The 17,632-nt window shown below is 56.1% G+C and carries 15 protein-coding genes; 9 read left to right on the top strand and 6 right to left on the bottom strand.

Going from position 1 to position 17,632, the window contains the following annotated elements; translation table 11 throughout:
* Window positions 1-127: 127 nt before the first annotated feature.
* The 3 genes from PSH88_RS15275 to PSH88_RS15265 form a co-directional block, all read right to left on the bottom strand.
* Entirely contained in the window at window positions 128-1,708 is a 1,581-nt protein-coding gene (locus PSH88_RS15275; RefSeq protein WP_305421345.1) for an aldehyde dehydrogenase (NADP(+)), read from the bottom strand.
* A gap of 60 nt (window positions 1,709-1,768) precedes the next feature.
* Window positions 1,769-3,316 carry a UxaA family hydrolase gene (locus PSH88_RS15270; RefSeq protein ID WP_305421344.1) on the bottom strand — a complete coding sequence of 516 codons (1,548 nt, stop codon included), beginning with the start codon at window positions 3,314-3,316 and terminating at the stop codon, window positions 1,769-1,771.
* A gap of 123 nt (window positions 3,317-3,439) precedes the next feature.
* On the bottom strand, window positions 3,440-4,426 hold the full coding sequence (locus PSH88_RS15265) for a LysR family transcriptional regulator (RefSeq protein ID WP_305421343.1): 987 nt from the start codon (window positions 4,424-4,426) through the stop codon (window positions 3,440-3,442).
* Window positions 4,427-4,546: 120 nt separating this feature from the next.
* Between PSH88_RS15265 and PSH88_RS15260 the strand changes: the two genes are divergently transcribed.
* The 6 genes from PSH88_RS15260 to PSH88_RS15235 all read left to right on the top strand — a co-directional run bounded on the left by PSH88_RS15260 (window position 4,547) and on the right by PSH88_RS15235 (window position 10,798).
* Window positions 4,547-5,725, top strand: a complete 1,179-nt coding sequence (locus PSH88_RS15260; protein WP_305483285.1) for a fumarylacetoacetate hydrolase family protein — start codon at window positions 4,547-4,549, stop codon at window positions 5,723-5,725.
* A gap of 290 nt (window positions 5,726-6,015) precedes the next feature.
* A complete protein-coding gene (locus PSH88_RS15255) occupies window positions 6,016-6,822 on the top strand; it encodes an IclR family transcriptional regulator (protein WP_305421339.1) in 807 nt (268 codons plus the stop codon).
* Window positions 6,819-7,619, top strand: a complete 801-nt coding sequence (locus tag PSH88_RS15250; protein ID WP_305421337.1) for a fumarylacetoacetate hydrolase family protein — start codon at window positions 6,819-6,821, stop codon at window positions 7,617-7,619. Before PSH88_RS15255 ends, PSH88_RS15250 begins: the two co-directional genes overlap by 4 nt.
* A gap of 3 nt (window positions 7,620-7,622) precedes the next feature.
* The gene (locus tag PSH88_RS15245; protein ID WP_305421335.1) at window positions 7,623-8,516 is read left to right on the top strand and encodes a fumarylacetoacetate hydrolase family protein; all 894 of its coding nucleotides are present in this window, start codon (window positions 7,623-7,625) and stop codon (window positions 8,514-8,516) included.
* Between the two features lie 21 nt (window positions 8,517-8,537).
* On the top strand, window positions 8,538-9,233 hold the full coding sequence (locus PSH88_RS15240) for a DUF4286 family protein (RefSeq protein WP_305421333.1): 696 nt from the start codon (window positions 8,538-8,540) through the stop codon (window positions 9,231-9,233).
* A gap of 284 nt (window positions 9,234-9,517) precedes the next feature.
* Window positions 9,518-10,798, top strand: coding sequence for an OprD family porin (locus PSH88_RS15235; RefSeq protein WP_305483284.1), 1,281 nt, complete (start codon window positions 9,518-9,520; stop codon window positions 10,796-10,798).
* 106 nt (window positions 10,799-10,904) lie between these two features.
* On the opposite strand, the gene PSH88_RS15230 is transcribed toward PSH88_RS15235, so the two are convergent.
* Window positions 10,905-11,294: a winged helix-turn-helix transcriptional regulator gene (locus PSH88_RS15230; protein WP_160892790.1), complete on the bottom strand. Its 390-nt coding sequence runs from the start codon at window positions 11,292-11,294 to the stop codon at window positions 10,905-10,907.
* A 102-nt stretch (window positions 11,295-11,396) separates the two neighbouring features.
* On the opposite strand from PSH88_RS15230, the gene PSH88_RS15225 reads away from it, so the two are divergent.
* The 3 genes from PSH88_RS15225 (at window position 11,397) to PSH88_RS15215 (ending at window position 15,018) form a co-directional block, all read left to right on the top strand.
* Window positions 11,397-12,515 carry an NADH:flavin oxidoreductase gene (locus PSH88_RS15225; RefSeq protein ID WP_305421327.1) on the top strand — a complete coding sequence of 373 codons (1,119 nt, stop codon included), beginning with the start codon at window positions 11,397-11,399 and terminating at the stop codon, window positions 12,513-12,515.
* Between the two features lie 406 nt (window positions 12,516-12,921).
* On the top strand, window positions 12,922-13,548 hold the full coding sequence (locus PSH88_RS15220; RefSeq protein ID WP_305421325.1) for a TetR/AcrR family transcriptional regulator: 627 nt from the start codon (window positions 12,922-12,924) through the stop codon (window positions 13,546-13,548).
* Between the two features lie 198 nt (window positions 13,549-13,746).
* The gene (locus PSH88_RS15215; protein WP_305421323.1) at window positions 13,747-15,018 is read left to right on the top strand and encodes an OmpP1/FadL family transporter; all 1,272 of its coding nucleotides are present in this window, start codon (window positions 13,747-13,749) and stop codon (window positions 15,016-15,018) included.
* A 112-nt stretch (window positions 15,019-15,130) separates the two neighbouring features.
* Here the strand turns inward: PSH88_RS15215 and PSH88_RS15210 are convergent, their stop codons facing one another.
* Together PSH88_RS15210 and PSH88_RS15205 are read right to left on the bottom strand one after the other, a co-directional pair.
* A complete protein-coding gene (locus tag PSH88_RS15210; protein WP_305421321.1) occupies window positions 15,131-15,916 on the bottom strand; it encodes an SDR family NAD(P)-dependent oxidoreductase in 786 nt (261 codons plus the stop codon).
* Window positions 15,917-16,056: 140 nt separating this feature from the next.
* On the bottom strand, window positions 16,057-17,517 hold the full coding sequence (locus PSH88_RS15205) for an efflux transporter outer membrane subunit (RefSeq protein ID WP_305421319.1): 1,461 nt from the start codon (window positions 17,515-17,517) through the stop codon (window positions 16,057-16,059).
* Window positions 17,518-17,632 lie beyond the last annotated feature (115 nt).

Raw genomic sequence — 17,632 nt, 5'->3', positions numbered from 1 at the left:
CGAGCACTCTAAAGCCCGCTCGTGCAATTGAGCGAATAGGGTGTAAGAGGAGCAGGGTGACCTTAAGGCGCGCTAGCCCGCGCGCCTTAATCAATCCGTCTACATGCCGCCTTGCACGCTCGCCAACCTACAAACTATCTCTCGAGAGAGAACCGTCGACGAGCCTCGAAATGTTCAACGGATTCGCGTTCTTGAGCACATCGGGAAGCAATGCATCGGGGTAATTTTGGAAGCAGACGGGTCTCAGGAAGCGGTCAATGGCCAAGGTGCCAACCGAGGTGCCGCGACTGTCGGAAGTTGCAGGATAAGGGCCACCGTGGACCATTGAATCGCAGACCTCGACACCCGTTGGGTAGCCATTGATAAGGATGCGACCAACCTTCACCTCCAACAAAGCAGTCAACTCTGCGAATTGCGTAAGGTCTTCTGGCTCACCAATCAAGGTTGCGGTCAATTGTCCGTGAAGGGCATTGATGGCAGCGTTGAGTTGCGCCTGGTTAGTGACCTCGATGAAGATCGACGTGGGGCCGAAGATTTCTTCTTGAAGAACCTTGTCGCCGTTAAGCAGCAACTCTACGTCGGCCTTAAACAACTGTGGCTGGGCCTGGTGCCCCTGTTGGTTGCTGCCAGCCAGATGCACGATGCCTGGGTGCGCGTGCAGGTTCTGCAACCCAGAAGCATAGCTACGCAGGGTGCCTGCGTTGAGCATTGTCTGTGCCGGTTGGTCGTTTATCAACGCTGCCACTCTATCCTGAAAGGCACTGAATGCATCCGAGCGAATGCCAACCACCAGTCCTGGATTAGTGCAGAACTGCCCACAACCTTGAACCACCGAGGCGGCAAGATCGTGAGCGATACTGTCGGCCCGACGCGAGAGGGCCTGGGGCAGGATCACCACCGGGTTGATGCTCGACATCTCAGCGAAGACTGGAATGGGTTCGGGGCGAGCGGCGGCCATGTCGCACAATGCTCGACCGCCTTTTAGCGATCCGGTAAAACCAACGCCCTTGATGAGCGGGTGTTTTACCAAGGCTTCGCCTACGCCACTGCCATAGATCATGTTGAAGACACCGGCGGGCATGCCGCTGCGCTCGGCCGCCCGGATAATTGCGTTGGCGACCTGTTCTGCAGTAGCCATGTGGCCGCTGTGGGCTTTGAATATCACCGGACAACCCGCCGCGAGCGCGGAGGCGGTATCGCCGCCGGCCGTGGAGAAGGCCAACGGAAAATTACTGGCACCAAATACAGCAACCGGACCGATGGCGGTGCGGTACTGGCGAAGGTCAGGGCGCGGTAACGGTTTGCGAAGTGGTAACGCTTGGTCGATGCGAGCGCCATAGAAATCACCGCGCCGCAGTACGTTTGCAAACAGGCGCATTTGACCGCTGGTACGTGCGCGTTCGCCCTGGATGCGAGCTACAGGCAATGCTGTTTCACGGCAAACCAGGGCAATAAACTCATCGTCCAAAGCCTCTAGCTCTTCAGCAATAGCATCGAGAAACTCAGCCCGTTTGCTCGCGCTCAGGATGCGGTAGCTGGAAAAAGCGTTGTAGGCTGCATGGGCAGCATCCTCGATTTCTTGCGAGGTCGCCTGGTGGAAGGCATAGGGTAGGGTTTCCCCCGTGCTGGCATCCACACTCTTGACGATGATAGTGCCGGCGGCGCTGCGCTGACCGCCGATAAAATTCTGGCCGGTGATGAGGGACATCGTTGTCTCCAGGTTGAATGTGCAAGAGATAGCTGGGCAAGGCATTCCCAGGACTGAAAATCAGGTGACGGCGCCGATCTGCCAAGGCACGAACTCATTTTGTCCGTATCCGTGTTGTTCGCTCATGCTGCGCTCGCCCGAGGCAATGCGCAGCATGGTTTCAAAGATCGCTGCACCGCACTCTTCGATGGTCAAAGTGTCTTCGGCTATTTCGCCGCAGTTGATGTCCATGTCTTCTCGCTGACGAGCCCACAAGGCGCTATTAGTCGCCAGCTTGATTGATGGGGCAGGGGCACAGCCATAGGCCGATCCGCGCCCGGTGGTAAACGCAATCAGGTTGGCACCACCGGCGACTTGGCCGGTTGCGGAGACGGGGTCATAGCCAGGGGTGTCCATGAAAACCAGCCCGTTGGCAGTGACGGCCTGGGCATATTCGTAGACATCCATCAGGTTGCTCGAGCCAGCCTTTGCCACAGCGCCCAGCGACTTTTCCAGAATGGTGGTCAAGCCACCTGCCTTGTTGCCGGCAGAGGGGTTATTGTTTAACTCGGCTCCCATACGCTCGCAGTAGCGTTCCCACCAATGAATTCGAGCGATGAGTTTTTCGCCGACTTCACGGTTTACAGCCCGCCGTGTCAGTAAGTGTTCGGCACCATAGATTTCAGGGGTTTCAGAAAGAATCGCGGTACCGCCGCAAGCGACCAGACGATCCACCGCGTTGCCCAATGCTGGGTTGGCAGTAATACCGGAGTAGCCATCCGAGCCACCGCACTGAAGCCCTACGGTCAGATGGCGGGCGCTAACCGGTTCACGCTGAATCCGATTGGCCTCGCCAAGCAATTCCGTCACATGACCAATGCCACTGGCGATGGCCTTGGATGTACCGCCACTGTCCTGGATATTGAATGTGCGCAGAGTATTACTACGGGTTAGTCCTTGCGTCGTGAGTAATGAATCGATTTGGTTCGTCTCGCACCCCAAACCGATCACCAACACGGCCGCAAAGTTGGCGTGGGTCGCATATCCGGCCAATGTCCGGCGCAACATGCTCAAGCCGTCGCCCGCAGGGTCAACGGCGCAGCCGGCGGAATGCGTCAGAGCCACAACACCGTCGACGTTTGGAAACGCTTGCAGTGCGGCGGGATTGATGTCTCGACGAAAATGGTCAGCGATAGCCCGCGCGACTGTGGCAGAGCAATTCACTGACGTAAGAATGCCGATGTAGTTGCGCGTCGCGACGCGTCCATCCGGGCGTATGATGCCCATGAATGACGGGGCTTCACTCGGCTTGACGTTGGGTTTCGCATCGACGCTGAAAGCATAATCTCGTGTGAATTCCCCCATGGCCAGGTTATGCACATGGATATGCTCGCCTGCTTCTATGTCGACAACCGCAAAGCCAATGATCTGCCCATAGCGCCTTACCGGTTGACCGGCTTCGATACGCCGGGAGGCCACTTTATGGCCCGCCACAATCGCTTGCCGGATGGTCACGCCTTCCTGCTCTAGGATTTCGCCAGCGAGTAGCGGTCGGCGTGCGATGAGCACATCGTCCAGCGGGTTCAAACGCAGCACAGCTGCTGCGCCGGTTTTCATGATCAGTTCCATCGCATCCTCACGGGCTGCTGGGTGGTGCGCGGTCACTCATAGCGCCGCACTTTTGTGCCGGCACTATAGGATTCATAGAAATGGCTGCCTAATGAGAGCTTTCGATTGCTCGATAACTTTGCCTCATCGACCTTTACTTGGATCGCTGCAGTGCTTCTTCTCTGTAGCCGTTTGCCGCAGTCTGGCGAACTCTAATAAGGTCGCAACAAACATCCGCGTTGGCTCTGACAGGGGCTCATCCTTGCGAGTGATAACTCCGTAATCCTGAGATTCAACTTTGAAGGGCGTATTGAGGATTTGAAGCTGCCCATTTTGCAGTTGCGACTGGACCATGGACTCGGGGAGCATGGCGAGCATTGGCCCGGACTGCAGCAATTGCAGGAAGGTTTGCATCGAAATTGTCTCCACTGTGTTGGTTGGCGGGGCGATCTTGAACATCGCGAAAGCGCGCTCCATGCGTTGTCGGATCGGCGTATTAAAGGGATACATGACCCATGGCCATTCGCTGAGTGCTTCGGTGGGGACCTCTTCAAGTTGGCACAGCGGATGTGTGCTGTTCACGACAAGGCAGAAGGGTTCAGGTCCCAGCGACGTAAATTCGAAAGGCTGACAATCCTCGTCCGTGAAGCGCGCGATGATTAAATCGAGTTTTTTCTGTTCGAGCATTTCCAGCAAGTGGTTGCTGGTTTGTTCGATTACCTCAATAGAAAGGAGGGGGCGCTCACGCTTTATGCTGGCGATCGCTTCCGGCAGCACCACTGATGTTGCGGCGAAAATGGTGCCGATCTTTAAATGGCCATGCCCGCCTTTGCGCAGCTTGTTGACTTGGTCGACGAACGATTCCGTGTCTTCCAAGGTAATACGCGCATAACGGGCCACGAACTCTCCTAGTTCAGTAAGGACCAGGTTGCGCGTTTGACGCTCAAACAGTGGGAAACCCAGGAGTACTTCCAGATCGCGAAGCAATTTACTTATGGCCGGTTGGGTAACATTCATCTGTTCTGCGGTCGTGTGCATATTGCGGGTCTTGGCCAAGCTATTGACCAGTACCAAATGTTTGATCTTCAGCCATCGAGTAACACTGCCAAAAGTAATTTGATCGTTTTCCATCGGATAAGGCCTTGTCTGTCGATAACAAAACAGCATTGATCGGTGAGATTCTTTCATTGGGATTTACGGGGGAGGTCCATTACTTTTACGGCTCTGATGGCTGACTGATCTGGAAGCTCTATGTCGAATCTGAAACTGACGCGCGAAAACACCCTGCCAGTGGATGGCCTGGCCGGAACGCTGATCGGCCGCGCCTGGATCCCGGGTGCGATTGCAGGCCCCTCGCCGGTGCTGCTGCGTGAGGACGGTGTGTTTGACCTTTCTGAAGTCTTTTCGACCATAAGCGAACTGCTGGAGCACACCTCGCCATTGGTGGCGGTTCGTCAAGCGCCTGGCAGGTACATCGGGACTGTCGAGGAGTTGCTTGGGAACACTGGCAGTCATGCCAATCCCGACAAGGCATCTCTGCTGCCCCCAGCAGACCTGCAAGTCATCAAGGCGGCAGGGGTGACGTTCGCGTCCAGCATGATTGAGCGGGTAATCGAGGAGCAGGCCCGAGGTGATGCTGCAAAAGCGGAAAGTGTTCGCCGCTTGGTGCAAGAAGCCATCGGCGATAACTTGCGGGCAATCAAGCCGGGCTCGCCAGCAGCGATGCGCCTTAAAGCTGTGCTGATTAAGCAAGGCATGTGGTCGCAATACCTGGAGGTCGGTATCGGCCCGGACGCGGAGATTTTCACGAAGGCACCGGTTCTGGCCGCCGTGGGCAGTGGCAGCGAAATCGGCATTCATCATAAGTCTGAATGGAACAACCCAGAGCCGGAAATTGTGCTGGCGGTGAACAGTCGAGGCCAAGTGCATGGCGTCACCTTGGGCAATGACGTCAATTTGCGTGATTTCGAAGGCCGCAGCGCACTGCTGCTGAGCAAGGCCAAGGACAACAATGCGTCCTGTGCGATCGGCCCATTTATTCGTCTGTTCGATGAAACGTTTACCCTCGACGACGTGCGCAACTGCGTCGTGGATTTGCAGGTTCAGGGCGGCGACGGCTTCGTCCTTGAAGGCAGCAGTTCCATGGCGTTGATCAGCCGTGATCCATTGGATCTCGTGACCCAGACGGTCGGCGGCGATCACCAATACCCTGATGGCTTCATGCTTTTTCTCGGAACCTTGTTTGCGCCTACCCAGGATCGTGAGGCACCGGGAAGCGGCTTTACGCATAAGCAGGGTGATGAAGTCAGCATTGGGAGCCCGTTGCTGGGCACGTTGCGCAACACAGTCACCTACAGCCATGAGGCTGCGCCCTGGACTTTCGGCTTGCGAGCGATGATGCACAATCTTGCTGCCCGCGGGCTGCTGTAGGTAAGGCAGGTGGGTGAGCTGCATTGGGTGTTCTCCCGCAACGATTGAACAAACACGGGTGCACGTCTATTGATAAAGAGCCGAATCCGAAGGGTCCGGTTTTTTATATCCGCCAGGCGTCTCCCACCTTCTGGAGACCCGGTTGCATGGCTAGCCCTGTCTCGATAAGGCCAACCAGGTACAAGCAGGTTTGACTTATCGGGTGACGCCTGCATACTATTGGAACGTCGTTCCAGTACGAACAATGTTGCTCACATTCACCTCATTGTCAAAGATAAGTCGAGAAAAATATGAGAGTCGTCAAAGGTGCTGTTGACCGTTGCCTGGAGGCTATTGAGCTGCTGGCGCGTGAAGCTCGCTGGATGCGGATGTCCGATATCGCAGCCGAGCTGAGCTTGGAAAAGGGGCCTGCTCATCGAGTGCTTGCTCAGTTAGTCGAGCAAGGGTGGGCAGAACAGGATGAAGCCACCTCGCAATACCGATTGACTCTCAAGCTGGCACTGCTGGGGCAGCGCTATTTACATGGGATTGGCTTGCCTGAGTTGGTCCAGCCGATCCTTGAGCAAGTGGCTGTTCAGTGCCAAGAGTTGGTGCGCCTGACGGTGGTCAACGAGGGTACCTTGTCCTGGCTGTCTTCGGCCCAAGGCGCCGCGCCAGGGCTTATGTATTCGCCAGCCATGGATAAGCCGATCAATCTCTACGCCACCGCCAATGGCAAAGCCTGGCTGGCCTCAATGCCGGATGAACTGGCCATTGAGTATGCGCTGCGTAGCGGACTGGGGAAAGCTGATGCCGGGATGGGGCAGGGGCCGAAAGCGATCAACAGCATTGAAGGCTTGTTGGCCGAGCTGGCGCTGACCCGCAAGCGCGGGTATGGCTTGGTCATTGAAGAAGCCGAGGCGGGTGTCTGGGCGATCGCCGTACCGGTCAAGCTGGTTCCATCTGGCACTGTGGTTGGCACGATGAGTATCGCCGGCCCGGTCTTGCGCATGCAGCCTGAACGTTATGACGAATTGCATGCTCTGCTGGAAGATGCCGCCAACAAGCTGGGGACGGTTTGGCCGCGCCAGAACAGCGTGCATTCGGAGAACGTATGAGCCAGCTCGCACCTGCATGGACCGAGGCGGGGTCAGGGTTGGAAGTCGCTGCTGCCGCTCTGGTCCGTGCACGGCTGGAGGGGGTTCGGCTGGCATCCTTGCCAGGCCCGAGCCTGCCAAGCAGCCTCGCACAAGGTTTTGCCATTCAGCAGCATGTGGGGCCATTGGCTGGAAAAACCGTGGGGGGGTGGAAGTGTGCATTACCCCCGGCTGGCAAGTGGATCGTTGCCCCGATCTACAGCGACAGCATCGTAAAAGGCGAACGTTACCGACTGGCCGCCGACGCCGATAAGGCGCGCATCGAGCCTGAACTGGCGTGCGTCCTGGCCCATGATTTGCCGGCTCGTGTCGAGCCTTATGCAACTGAAGAGATCATTGCTGCGATCAGCGTCGTGCACTTGGCATTGGAAGTGATCGATTGCCGTTACACCGATCCACACACATTGCCGTTCGAGCAATTGCTCGCGGACGGTTTATTCAATCACGGCCTGGTACTCGGGGCGCCAATCACGCTGTCGAACCCTGCCAGCATTCCCTCTGAACTGGATATCACCCTGAGCGATGCAACGGCAGAGCTTGTGAATATCAAGGGCCGCCATCCGGACGGGAATCCGTCGTTGCCGATCGTATGGCTGGCCAATTTTCTGTCTACACAAGGGATAGGGCTGCAAGCAGGGCAGGTGATTATCACCGGGTCCTATGCAGGTGTTCTCGATGTGCCCGTCAACCAGCCACTGCATGTTCAGTTCGGCGAAGCCGGCTCATTGTCTGTCCATTTCTCAACGCTGGAGGAGTAACAAATGCGCTTAGTTCGTTTTGGTTTGCCGGGGCAGGAACAGCCGGGAATTTTGGATTCGCAAGGAATCGTTCGAGACCTCTCGGGCATTGTCGATGACATCGATGCGTCGGCCCTGAGCCCCACAGTGCTTGAAAAACTGCGTGCTGTTGACGTTGAAAAGCTGCCAGTGGTGGCGCCTGGCACACGTCTTGGTCCATGCGTAGGCAACGTACCGAACCTGATTTGCATCGGCCTGAACTACTCCGATCACGCGGCTGAAACGGATACACCTATCCCGAGCCAGCCGGTGGTCTTCAACAAACACACCGCGTCCATCAGCGGCCCCAATGACCCGGTCATTTTACCAACGGGGGCTCAGAAGCTTGATTGGGAAGTTGAACTGGCCATCGTTATCGGTACGCCCGCCTGGCAGATTGATGAGTCGCAGGCATTGAATCACATTGCCGGTTATTGCCTGGCCAATGATGTTTCCGAGCGGGCTTATCAGCTTGAGTACGAAGGTCAGTGGACCAAGGGGAAAAGCGGTTTTTCTTTCGCACCTCTGGGACCTTGGCTGGTCACTCGCGACGAAATTGCCGATCCGCAGGCACTTGACCTCTGGCTCGACGTGAACGGCAAACGTCTCCAGACCGGCAATACCCGTACGATGATTTTCAGCGTTGCACATATTGTCGCGTACCTCAGTCGCTTCATGCCGCTAATGCCGGGTGACGTCATCATTACCGGTACGCCACCAGGTGTAGGGCTCGGGCAGAAACCACCGGTATTTCTCAAGGCGGGTGACACCATGCGTGTCGGTGGCCAAGGGCTGGGTGAGCAATTTCAGACCGTGGTTCCTTACGTTGCTGAAATGGGCGCTGCATGGGTCGCCGGTCGCCATCCCAATGTTGACTGACTATCGCTAGAGGAAAACGCTATGAGCTTTGCAGGAACAGGTGTAGTCGCGATCTGGCATGATCTTTTGCCCGAAGCGCGGAACGAGTTCTATGAGTGGCATAACCGAGAACACATGCCTGAGCGGGCCGGAATTCCGGGCTTTTTACGGGGGCGCCGATACATCGCTCTGGATGCAGGGCCGACCTATTTCAACCTCTATGAGGCTGACACTGTGCAGGTGTTGGGCGGGCAGGATTATTTATCGCGTCTCAACAGTCCGACGGCGTGGACCCAGCAGTCGGTGCAGTCCTATCGCAACGTCGCGCGATCCATTTGCGAGGTCACTTACACCAGCGGTGTGGGGCAGGGCGCGTATTTGTTAACGGTCCGTTTCGATGTCGTCGAAGGGCAGCATAAATCAGTGTCGGACGCATTGCGCCAACGCGTGCTTCCTCCCCTCGCTGATAAACAGGGTATTACGGGCGTGCATTTGTGTGTGGCTGATGAGGCCGTGAGCAGGGTTGAAACCGCAGAGAAAAAGGCCCGCGCCGAAGGGACCCAAATACCAGCCTGGATCGTCATGATCGAAGGGTGTGCGCCCGACTATGTTCGTGACGCTGGCGAGTCTTTTGTAGCGGAGCTGCAACGGCTGCTGGAGGGGCAATCGACGGGACCAGAAACCACGCTTTATCAATTGGAATACACACGTTGTAAAACGCCGGGGAGTGCGGGTTGATCGCCGAGCGTTCGAGTACGTTTTAACTTTCAGTCGTTGTTCTTACGCAATTCCCCACGAGCGTGCCATTACCGGCATTGAGTCAGGCTCGCATCTGCGCACGCTCGGGTTTTGCATAAGTCGATATTAAGCAATTATAAATTTCTCAATAAAGGGCTGTAACAAAACACATAAGTGATCCCTGCAGTCGCTCGGTAGTTAGCTCTTCAAACTGCCTGTGCGTAGGTTTATTAACGTGCTAAAAATCGCCACAAAACAATAATAATTCATTGTGAGAAAACATCATGCGCTACCCTGTTATTTCCCGCAGCGTGCCTGCACATCAATCTCTGATCAGTCTGACTCTTGCGGTCTGCGCGGGTTCGTCAGCGGCTGTTCAAGCCGATCAGAATAGCGGCTTTGTTGATGGCGCTAAGGCCACCCTCAATTTGCGCAACGCTTACATCAATCGCAACTTTATCAACCCGAACGCCGCCCAAGGTAAAGCCGAGGAATGGACCCAGAGTTTCATCCTCGACGCCAAGTCCGGTTTCACCCAAGGCGTGGTCGGTTTCGGCGTGGACGTGCTGGGCCTGTACTCGGTCAAGCTCGATGGCGGTCGTGGCACGGCAGGTACACAACTGCTGCCGGTACACGATGACGGCCGCCCGGCTGATGACTTCGGTCGCCTGGGCGTCGCCCTCAAGGGCAAGGTGTCGAAGACCGAACTGAAGGTCGGTGAGTGGATGCCGGTGCTGCCGATTCTGCGTTCCGACGACGGCCGTTCCCTGCCACAAACCTTCCGTGGCGGCCAGGTGACTTCCACCGAAATCAACGGCCTGAGCCTCTACGGTGGTCAGTTCCGTGGCAACAGCCCGCGCAACGACGCGAGCATGGAAGACATGTCGATGAACGGCCGCGGCGCCTTCACCTCCGACCGTTTCAACTTTGGCGGCGGTGAATATGCCTTCAACGAAAAACGTACTCAGGTCGGCGTCTGGTACGCGGAACTGTCCGACATTTACCAGCAAAAATACTTCAACCTGACCCACAGCCAGCCCATCGGCGACTGGACCCTGGGCGCCAACCTCGGCTACTTCATCGGCAAGGAAGACGGCAGCGCTCTAGCCGGCGACCTGGACAACAAAACCGCGTTCGCCCTGCTCTCGGCCAAATACGGTGGCAATACCTTCTACGTGGGCCTGCAAAAACTCACCGGCGAAAGCGCGTGGATGCGGGTCAACGGCACCAGCGGCGGAACCTTGGCCAACGATAGCTATAACGCCAGTTTTGATAACGCTCAGGAGCGTTCATGGCAGCTACGCCATGACTTTAACTTCGCGGTGCTCGGTGTCCCGGGCCTGACATTAATGAACCGATATATCAGCGGTGATAATGTCCACACAGGTTCGATAACAGATGGCAAAGAATGGGGCCGAGAATCGGAATTGGCCTACGTCGTACAGTCCGGTGCGCTGAAAAATCTCAGCGTTAGATGGCGTAATGCGAGTGTTCGCAGGGATTTCAGCAACAATGAGTTTGATGAAAACCGGATTTTTATTAATTTTCCCATATCGTTATTGTGACGATTATTTCGCACGCCCAATACGCTGGCAGCGTGACTTCTGCGATCGCTTGAACAGTAATAACTTCATCAGGCGGTTGCAGATAAACCCAGCGTCAATTAGGCACTTAATGTGGCGTTGGTAGGTTTACCTCCGCGGCCTCGTCAAACTTCAACCGGGCCGCTTCAACCTCAGGCAATTTGTCGAGTGTCCATTTATGCAATTCGCGAAATGGCTGCTGCAGTGTTCGACCAAGTTGGGTAATCTCATACTGCACTGCCACGGGCGAGAACGAAATGACCTTGCGCGAGACGAGGCCATTTCGTTCCAGCCGTCGCAGGCACTGTGTCAGTGCCTTCTGAGTGACGCCCTCCAGGCGGCGCTTGATGGCATTAAAGCGGTGCGGGCCATCATCAAGCACCGCCAGAACCATCATCGACCACTTATCTGCGATTTGGTCGAACAGCGCCCGGCTTGGGCACTCCGACGAAAAACATTGCGGCTTTAATTCCAGCATCGAAGTTTCCTCATGTATACCTAGGCGACTTTAGGTGCCTAATTGACATCTGGTTTACAAAATATACTTATATGGCTTCCAAAAGCAAATGGAGTCCATCCAATGTCAAACCTTGATACCAGCATCTTATTTCGTCCTTTTTCCATCCGATCGCTTGAACTGAAAAACCGGATTGTCATGTCGCCGATGACGAGGCAATTTTCGCCGGAGGGCATCCCCGGGGAAGGGAGCGCAGCATACTACCGGCGGCGGGCTGAGGGTCGGGTCGGATTGATTTTGTCAGAAGGGACCGTCATCGATCGTCCCGCTTCACGTAACGGTTCCAGCATCCCTTTTTTCCACGGCGAAGCAGCGCTAGCTGGATGGAAGAACGTGATCGATTCTGTTCACAATGCTGGTGGCCGCATGGGGCCGCAACTCTGGCACACCGGTGCAGTGCGTGACGTCAGCGGCTGGGAGCCTGATGCGCCGGTTGAAAGCCCATCTGGCCTCGATTCGCCAAATGACCCGCGCGGTGTGGCGATGAGCGAAGAGGATATTGCAGACGCAGTTGCTGCGTTCGCCAAGGCGGCGGCGGATGCCCAACGCCTGGGCTTCGACACCGTTGAGATCCACGGGGCTCATGGTTATTTGATCGATCAGTTCTTCTGGGCGGGTACCAACCAGCGCACCGATCGTTACGGCGGACCGACGATCAAAGAGCGCTCGCGCTTTGCCGCTGAGATCGTGTCTGCCGTTCGTCATGCGGTCGGGCCCGAATTCCCTATCATCATGCGCGTTAGCCAATGGAAGCAGCAGGACTTTGGAGTGCGCCTCGCCGAGACCCCAGCATTAATGGAAGACTGGCTGCTACCGTTGGTTGAGGCTGGTGTTGATGTTCTGCATTGCTCGCAGCGACGCTTCTGGGACCCTGAGTTTCCCGAAATTGATGGTGAGAACGGGCTGAACTGCGCGGGCTGGGCGAAGAAAGTCACAGGGGCCACAACCATTAGCGTCGGTTCGGTCGGGCTGGATAATGATGTTACTCATGCATTCGCCGGCCAGGGATCAACCCCTGCGAGTCTGGATCGGCTCGTCGAGCGTATGGAACGCGAAGAGTTTGATCTGATCGCAGTAGGGCGTGTTCTGCTGAGTGACAAGGATTGGGTCGCCAAAGTGGAAAAAGGCGATTACGCGGATCTGAAGGGCTTCAATCCGGCATCTTTAGCCGAATTGGTTTGAGCCTTATTGCGGAGTGGAGAGTGTGATGCCAGAAAGGTTTTAGTCTGAAGGAATCAGAGGTTTAGCCTCGGATGCTGCGAGGTGGAGATCGTAATCTGCTGTTGAGTGCGCCATGACTGTTTCAATTGAGCGAACATGTTAAGGCCACTCAACATCCGCGCAAACAGGATTGCGTTGCAGTGTGGCCCGGACAATTACGCGCAGGCTACACAGTGTCGCTAGGTAATGTAGCGTTAGATTCTTCATGGCGCGGGGAGGCTCTGTCGTATGACGGAACTCATGTCGATCAGGGCTGAGTTGCCAGTTTAGTACCTCGGACGCCACTCGGCCACAGCTGCTGTTTTGTGACTGTATATCTTTTTGGTCACAAGTTGTCAGTCCTCGATAGGATGAGTAAGCTGTTCTCATGAATCAGCCATCAATATCTTCATCTTCGCCCAGCCCCCGTGGCCCAGCCGATCACGACATTCGAGACCAGATTGTCGCGGCGGCCAACGAACACTTCAGTCAATACGGCTACGGCAAAACCACGGTTTCCGATCTGGCGAGGGCCATCGGGTTTTCCAAGGCGTACATCTACAAATTTTTTGATTCCAAGCAGGCGATCGGTGAAGCCATCTGCGCAAATTGCCTGGCAGAAATCGTCGCGGCTGTGGAGCAGGCGATCAATGTAGAAGACCTGTCGCCGACGGAGCGCTTTCGACGATTGGTCAAAACTGTGGTCGCCACAGGCGTGAATCTGTTCTTTAACGACCGAAAACTCTATGACATTGCAGCATTTGCGGCGTCGGAAAGCTGGCCCAGTACGCAGGCTTATGACGCACAGATCAAACGCTTCGTGTTGCAAATCGTGCGGGAGGGGCGAGAGATCGGCGAATTTGAACGCAAGACTCCCCTGGACGAAACAGTAGAAGCGATACATCTGGCTTTGCGGCCTTTCGTCAATCCTTTACTCCTGCAGTACAACCTCGATTATGTCGAGGAGGCGCCCACGCTCACCTCCAACCTCATTTTGCGTAGCCTCATGCCTTGACCTTCGGCTAACGGTTTTACGTCATGCCTGTGTAAGCGACAGATCACCAAAACGGCTTTTCATTTTGCCCTTCTTCCAGTCGTCGAAGGGCATTTCATTTATTCGCATTGTGACCATTGACTGAATTGGTCACATGAATAAATATGGTGAGCTGGCGCTTCTACTGCTTCATCTCAGTGATCCCATAGAGTTCAAACAATGAAAAAAATAATGCTCAAGAGCCCATTTGGCCTCGCTGTCGTGCTCGCATCTTCAAATGTGTTTGCAAGCGGTTTCGCTCTCAATGAACAAAGCGTCAGTGGCATGGGATCCGGGTTTGCCGGTCGCTCTTCCTCCGCTGAAGATGCGAGCACGGTCTTTGGTAATCCGGCGGGCATGTCTCGCTTGAAAAGGGAGCAGGTCAGCGTGGGGGCTGCGACTCTTTTCGCTAAGTCCGACATAAGCCAAACCCGCAGTACATTCGGGGGGCAGGAAGACGGTGACATGGTGCCAACCACCACAGTGCCTATGGGTTACTACGTCAAACCCATCGATGAGCATTGGGCATTCGGTGTAGGTTTTTATGTACCTTTCGGTCTGATGACTGACTATGGCAGCGGTTTTGCCGGGCGTTACTACGCCAACAAAAGTGAGGTCACGACCCTTACGTTCCAGCCCACCATCAGCTATGCCTTTAACGACAAAGTTTCGATCGGCTTGGGTCCGACCATCAACCGCATCACCGGTGAGCTGTCCGGGATGGTGCCCAATCCACTTAGCCCAGGTCGCAATGACGGAAAGCTCAAAAGCACGGGCGACGACACGGCCCTCGGTTTCAATGCCGGCATCCTGGTGCAGGCTACAGACCGAACCCGCCTGGGAATGACCTACCATTCCAAGGTCAGTTACCACTTGGACGCCAAGACCAAGGTCACCGACGGCATCTTTAGTGTGTTGGGGGTTAGCGGCCGCAGTTATGACGCTTCGCTGGATGTGGATACCCCAGAGTCAGTGGATTTCTCGATGACTCATCAGCTTAATAACGACTGGACACTCTACTTGGGGAGTACCTGGACACGCTGGAGTCGCTTCAAAGAGTTAACCATCGAGAACACTGGTTTACCCCCTTTGTTGAGCGGCTCGCTGGGCACTATTACCGAAGAACAAAACTGGCATGATACGTGGGCTCACGCTATCGGCACGGCGTACAAATTGAACAGCCAATGGGTACTTCGCGCAGGCTTCTCGGTCGACCAGTCTCCCACCAACAACACCAACCGAGGACCACGTATTCCCACGGGCGACCGGAAGGTTATCAGCTTCGGTGCTGGCTGGACTCCGGCGGACAATGTCACGATCGATGTTGCTTATTCCTACCTATGGGAGGAGAGCGTGCAGATCAACGATGCTTCGGCTACAAGAGGCGCATACAGTGCCAAATATAAGAACAGTGCGAGCGGACTCGGTACGTCTGTCAGTTACCGCTTCTAATTGAGTGCTGTTACACGATAAATGTCCTGTCGGGAGCGCGCGTTGCCTCCCGACCTTTAAGAACATATATCGGGCCTTTCCCCTGAGGTAAAAGACCTCTTTGTCGCCCCCCTCAGACTCCCATCACCTGCGCCATAAGGCCCTGATGAAACCGACGAGGCGTGGCCCAAGTCAAGACAGTAATGGCCTTGTTGCCAAAACCCGGCACCACACTCATGCGTCCGGCTTGCAGCGCACGGATTCCTGCACGCACGACGGGTTGAGGCTGCATCATCACCATTTTTAAGGCCGGTGTGATCCGTTGCTTGGCGCTTTCTGCAAATCCGGTGTCCGACATCCCTGGGCAAAGTGCGGTAACGACGACACCATCATTTTTCAGTTCGCGATGAAGCGCATCAGAGAAGCGAAGAACATAGGCTTTCGCGGCAGAGTAAACAGCGAAATTCTTCACGCCCTGGAAGGACAGCAAGCTGGCGACCATCAGGATGTGGCCACGTTTGCGGGCTCGCATGTCGGCCGCGAAAAGGCGTGTCAGGGCTGTCAGGCCGGCGATATCCAAATCAATCATGGTCAGGGACTGATCCAGAGGTTGATCCAGGAAAGGCCCCTGCAATCCATGACCCGCATTGTTGATGAGCACATCGATCACTATATTGCGTTCGCTGAGTCGCTCATGCAGTTCGATGATCGCCGGGATCGAGGACAGGTCTACTTGTTCGACGATCACATCAACGCCGAAGCGTTCGCGCAGCTGCGCCGATAGCGCTTCGAGCTTACTCAGCCTTCTTGCTACCAGAACGAGCGATTTTCCCTGCGCTGCATATTGCCGGGCAAACTCCTCGCCAAATCCGCTTGATGCTCCGGTGATGAGCACCCAGGAATTCTCGTTCGATTTCATTTCGCTGTACTCCGGTTGGTTTCTATTGAGCAATTGGTTGCTGATCGCGTCAGTCGGTGAGCGAAACCCGCTCTCGGATTGGGTAGTAGCTGAAAGAGAAGGGGAGGTGCGTGCATCAAGTTCTACGTCACCTGGTTAAATCATCGTGTCGCAACAGGCTGGGCTTCAGGAGGTTGCCAGCCACCACCTAGCGCCTTGAATGCCGCAACCGCCGCCCGTGCCGATTCCGTTCGCGCTTGTGCCCGAGCATCGGAAGCCTGCAGCATCGTCTCGTCGGCGTGCAGGACGTCGATCAGGCTGGCCGTGCCTTTCTCATAGGCAATGAACGACGATTGGCGAGCCTGTGTCAGAGACGCCTCACCCCCGGTGAGGGTGGTTGCTTGAGCCTCCCGATTCACCAGTGCGGAGAACGCGTTTTCTACATCCTCGGTGGCGCGCAGCACGGACTGACGGTAAGCGGCCAGGGTTTCGGCTTCCTGTCCCTTGGCTTGGTCGATTTGAGCGTTTATGCGACCAAAATCGAAGAGCCTCCAGTGCAGGCCCAGTACGCCCGCTGACTGGCTGGCGCCGCTGGTGAAAAGATTGCCTGCGGATACAGCCGTAGCACTACCCAGCAATGCGCTGAGGGAGAATTTCGGGTAGTACTCAGCAATCGCCTCCCCGATGCGTGCGTTTGAAGCCGCAAGACGGCGCTCAGCCACAATGAGGTCTGGCCTGCGGCGCAGCAAATCGGCCGGCGTCCCCATCGTCTTTAACTGCGGCGCTACAGGAATGCTCCCCGCACTTGCCAGTTGTGTGCGGTGAGTGCCTGGCGGCGTGCCGAGCATTACATCCAGCGCATTCATGGCAGCATCCAGACCGGTCTGCAGGACCGGCACTGTCGCCTGGACCTGCGATAGCGCCCCCTCGGTCTGGCGAACCTGATAATTGGCGGCGAGCCCCTTGCTGTAGAGCAACTGGACTTTCTCTAGTAGCTCCTGCTGTGTTTTGACTTGTCGGTTCGCAATGTCCAGCCGGGCCTGTAGTCCGCGGATAGTGATGTAGATATCGGCGGTCTGTGCAGCGATGGCCAATCGTGTGGCAGCGACGCCGGCCTGGGAAGCCTGGTACTCGGCCAGAGCAGCCTCGCGTCCGTGGCGCAATCCGCCAAAGACATCTACCTCCCAGCTGGCATCGAGGTTGGCCTCGTAGGAGCTTCCGTACCGATCATAGCCAGGCGTTGAGTTCAACACCTGGCCGAGCGGCGTCTCGATTGACTGGTAGGAGCGCGCGGCCTGTCCGGTGATGTTCCCTGAGGGCAGTAAAGCGGCATTTGCGGCGCCCAGTCCTGCCCGTGCCTGCGTGACTCGCGCCGACGCCTGCGCCAGATCCAGGTTCTGCTCAAGTGCCTTGGAGACGAAGTCGGCTAACAGTGGATCACCAAAACCTTCCCACCAGGCGACAAGACTGGCCGGCGTCGCCCCAGGCCTCTGTTCGACAGAAGACTGCCCCAAGTAATGGTCCGACAGTGGGGCGTCCGGACGGTGATAGTCCGGACCGACCGCGCAACCTGTCATCAAGCTGGCACTCACCAAGAGAGCAATGGGGCGGAGGGGAGGCATTGAGGTACCTTCAATCGAGGATGTTTGTGACCATATTACGTTATGGTCACTTTCTGTCAATCGACGCTCTTTGGGCTATGTTCGAAATTGGCTCAATACGTGCGGCGGTTCTGTT

The sequence above is a fragment of the Pseudomonas wuhanensis genome (assembly GCF_030687395.1).
Classification (GTDB): Bacteria; Pseudomonadota; Gammaproteobacteria; order Pseudomonadales; family Pseudomonadaceae; genus Aquipseudomonas; species Aquipseudomonas wuhanensis.
The sequence above is the reverse complement of the archived record's forward strand: the minus strand, read 5'-3'. Positions and strand labels throughout refer to the sequence as shown.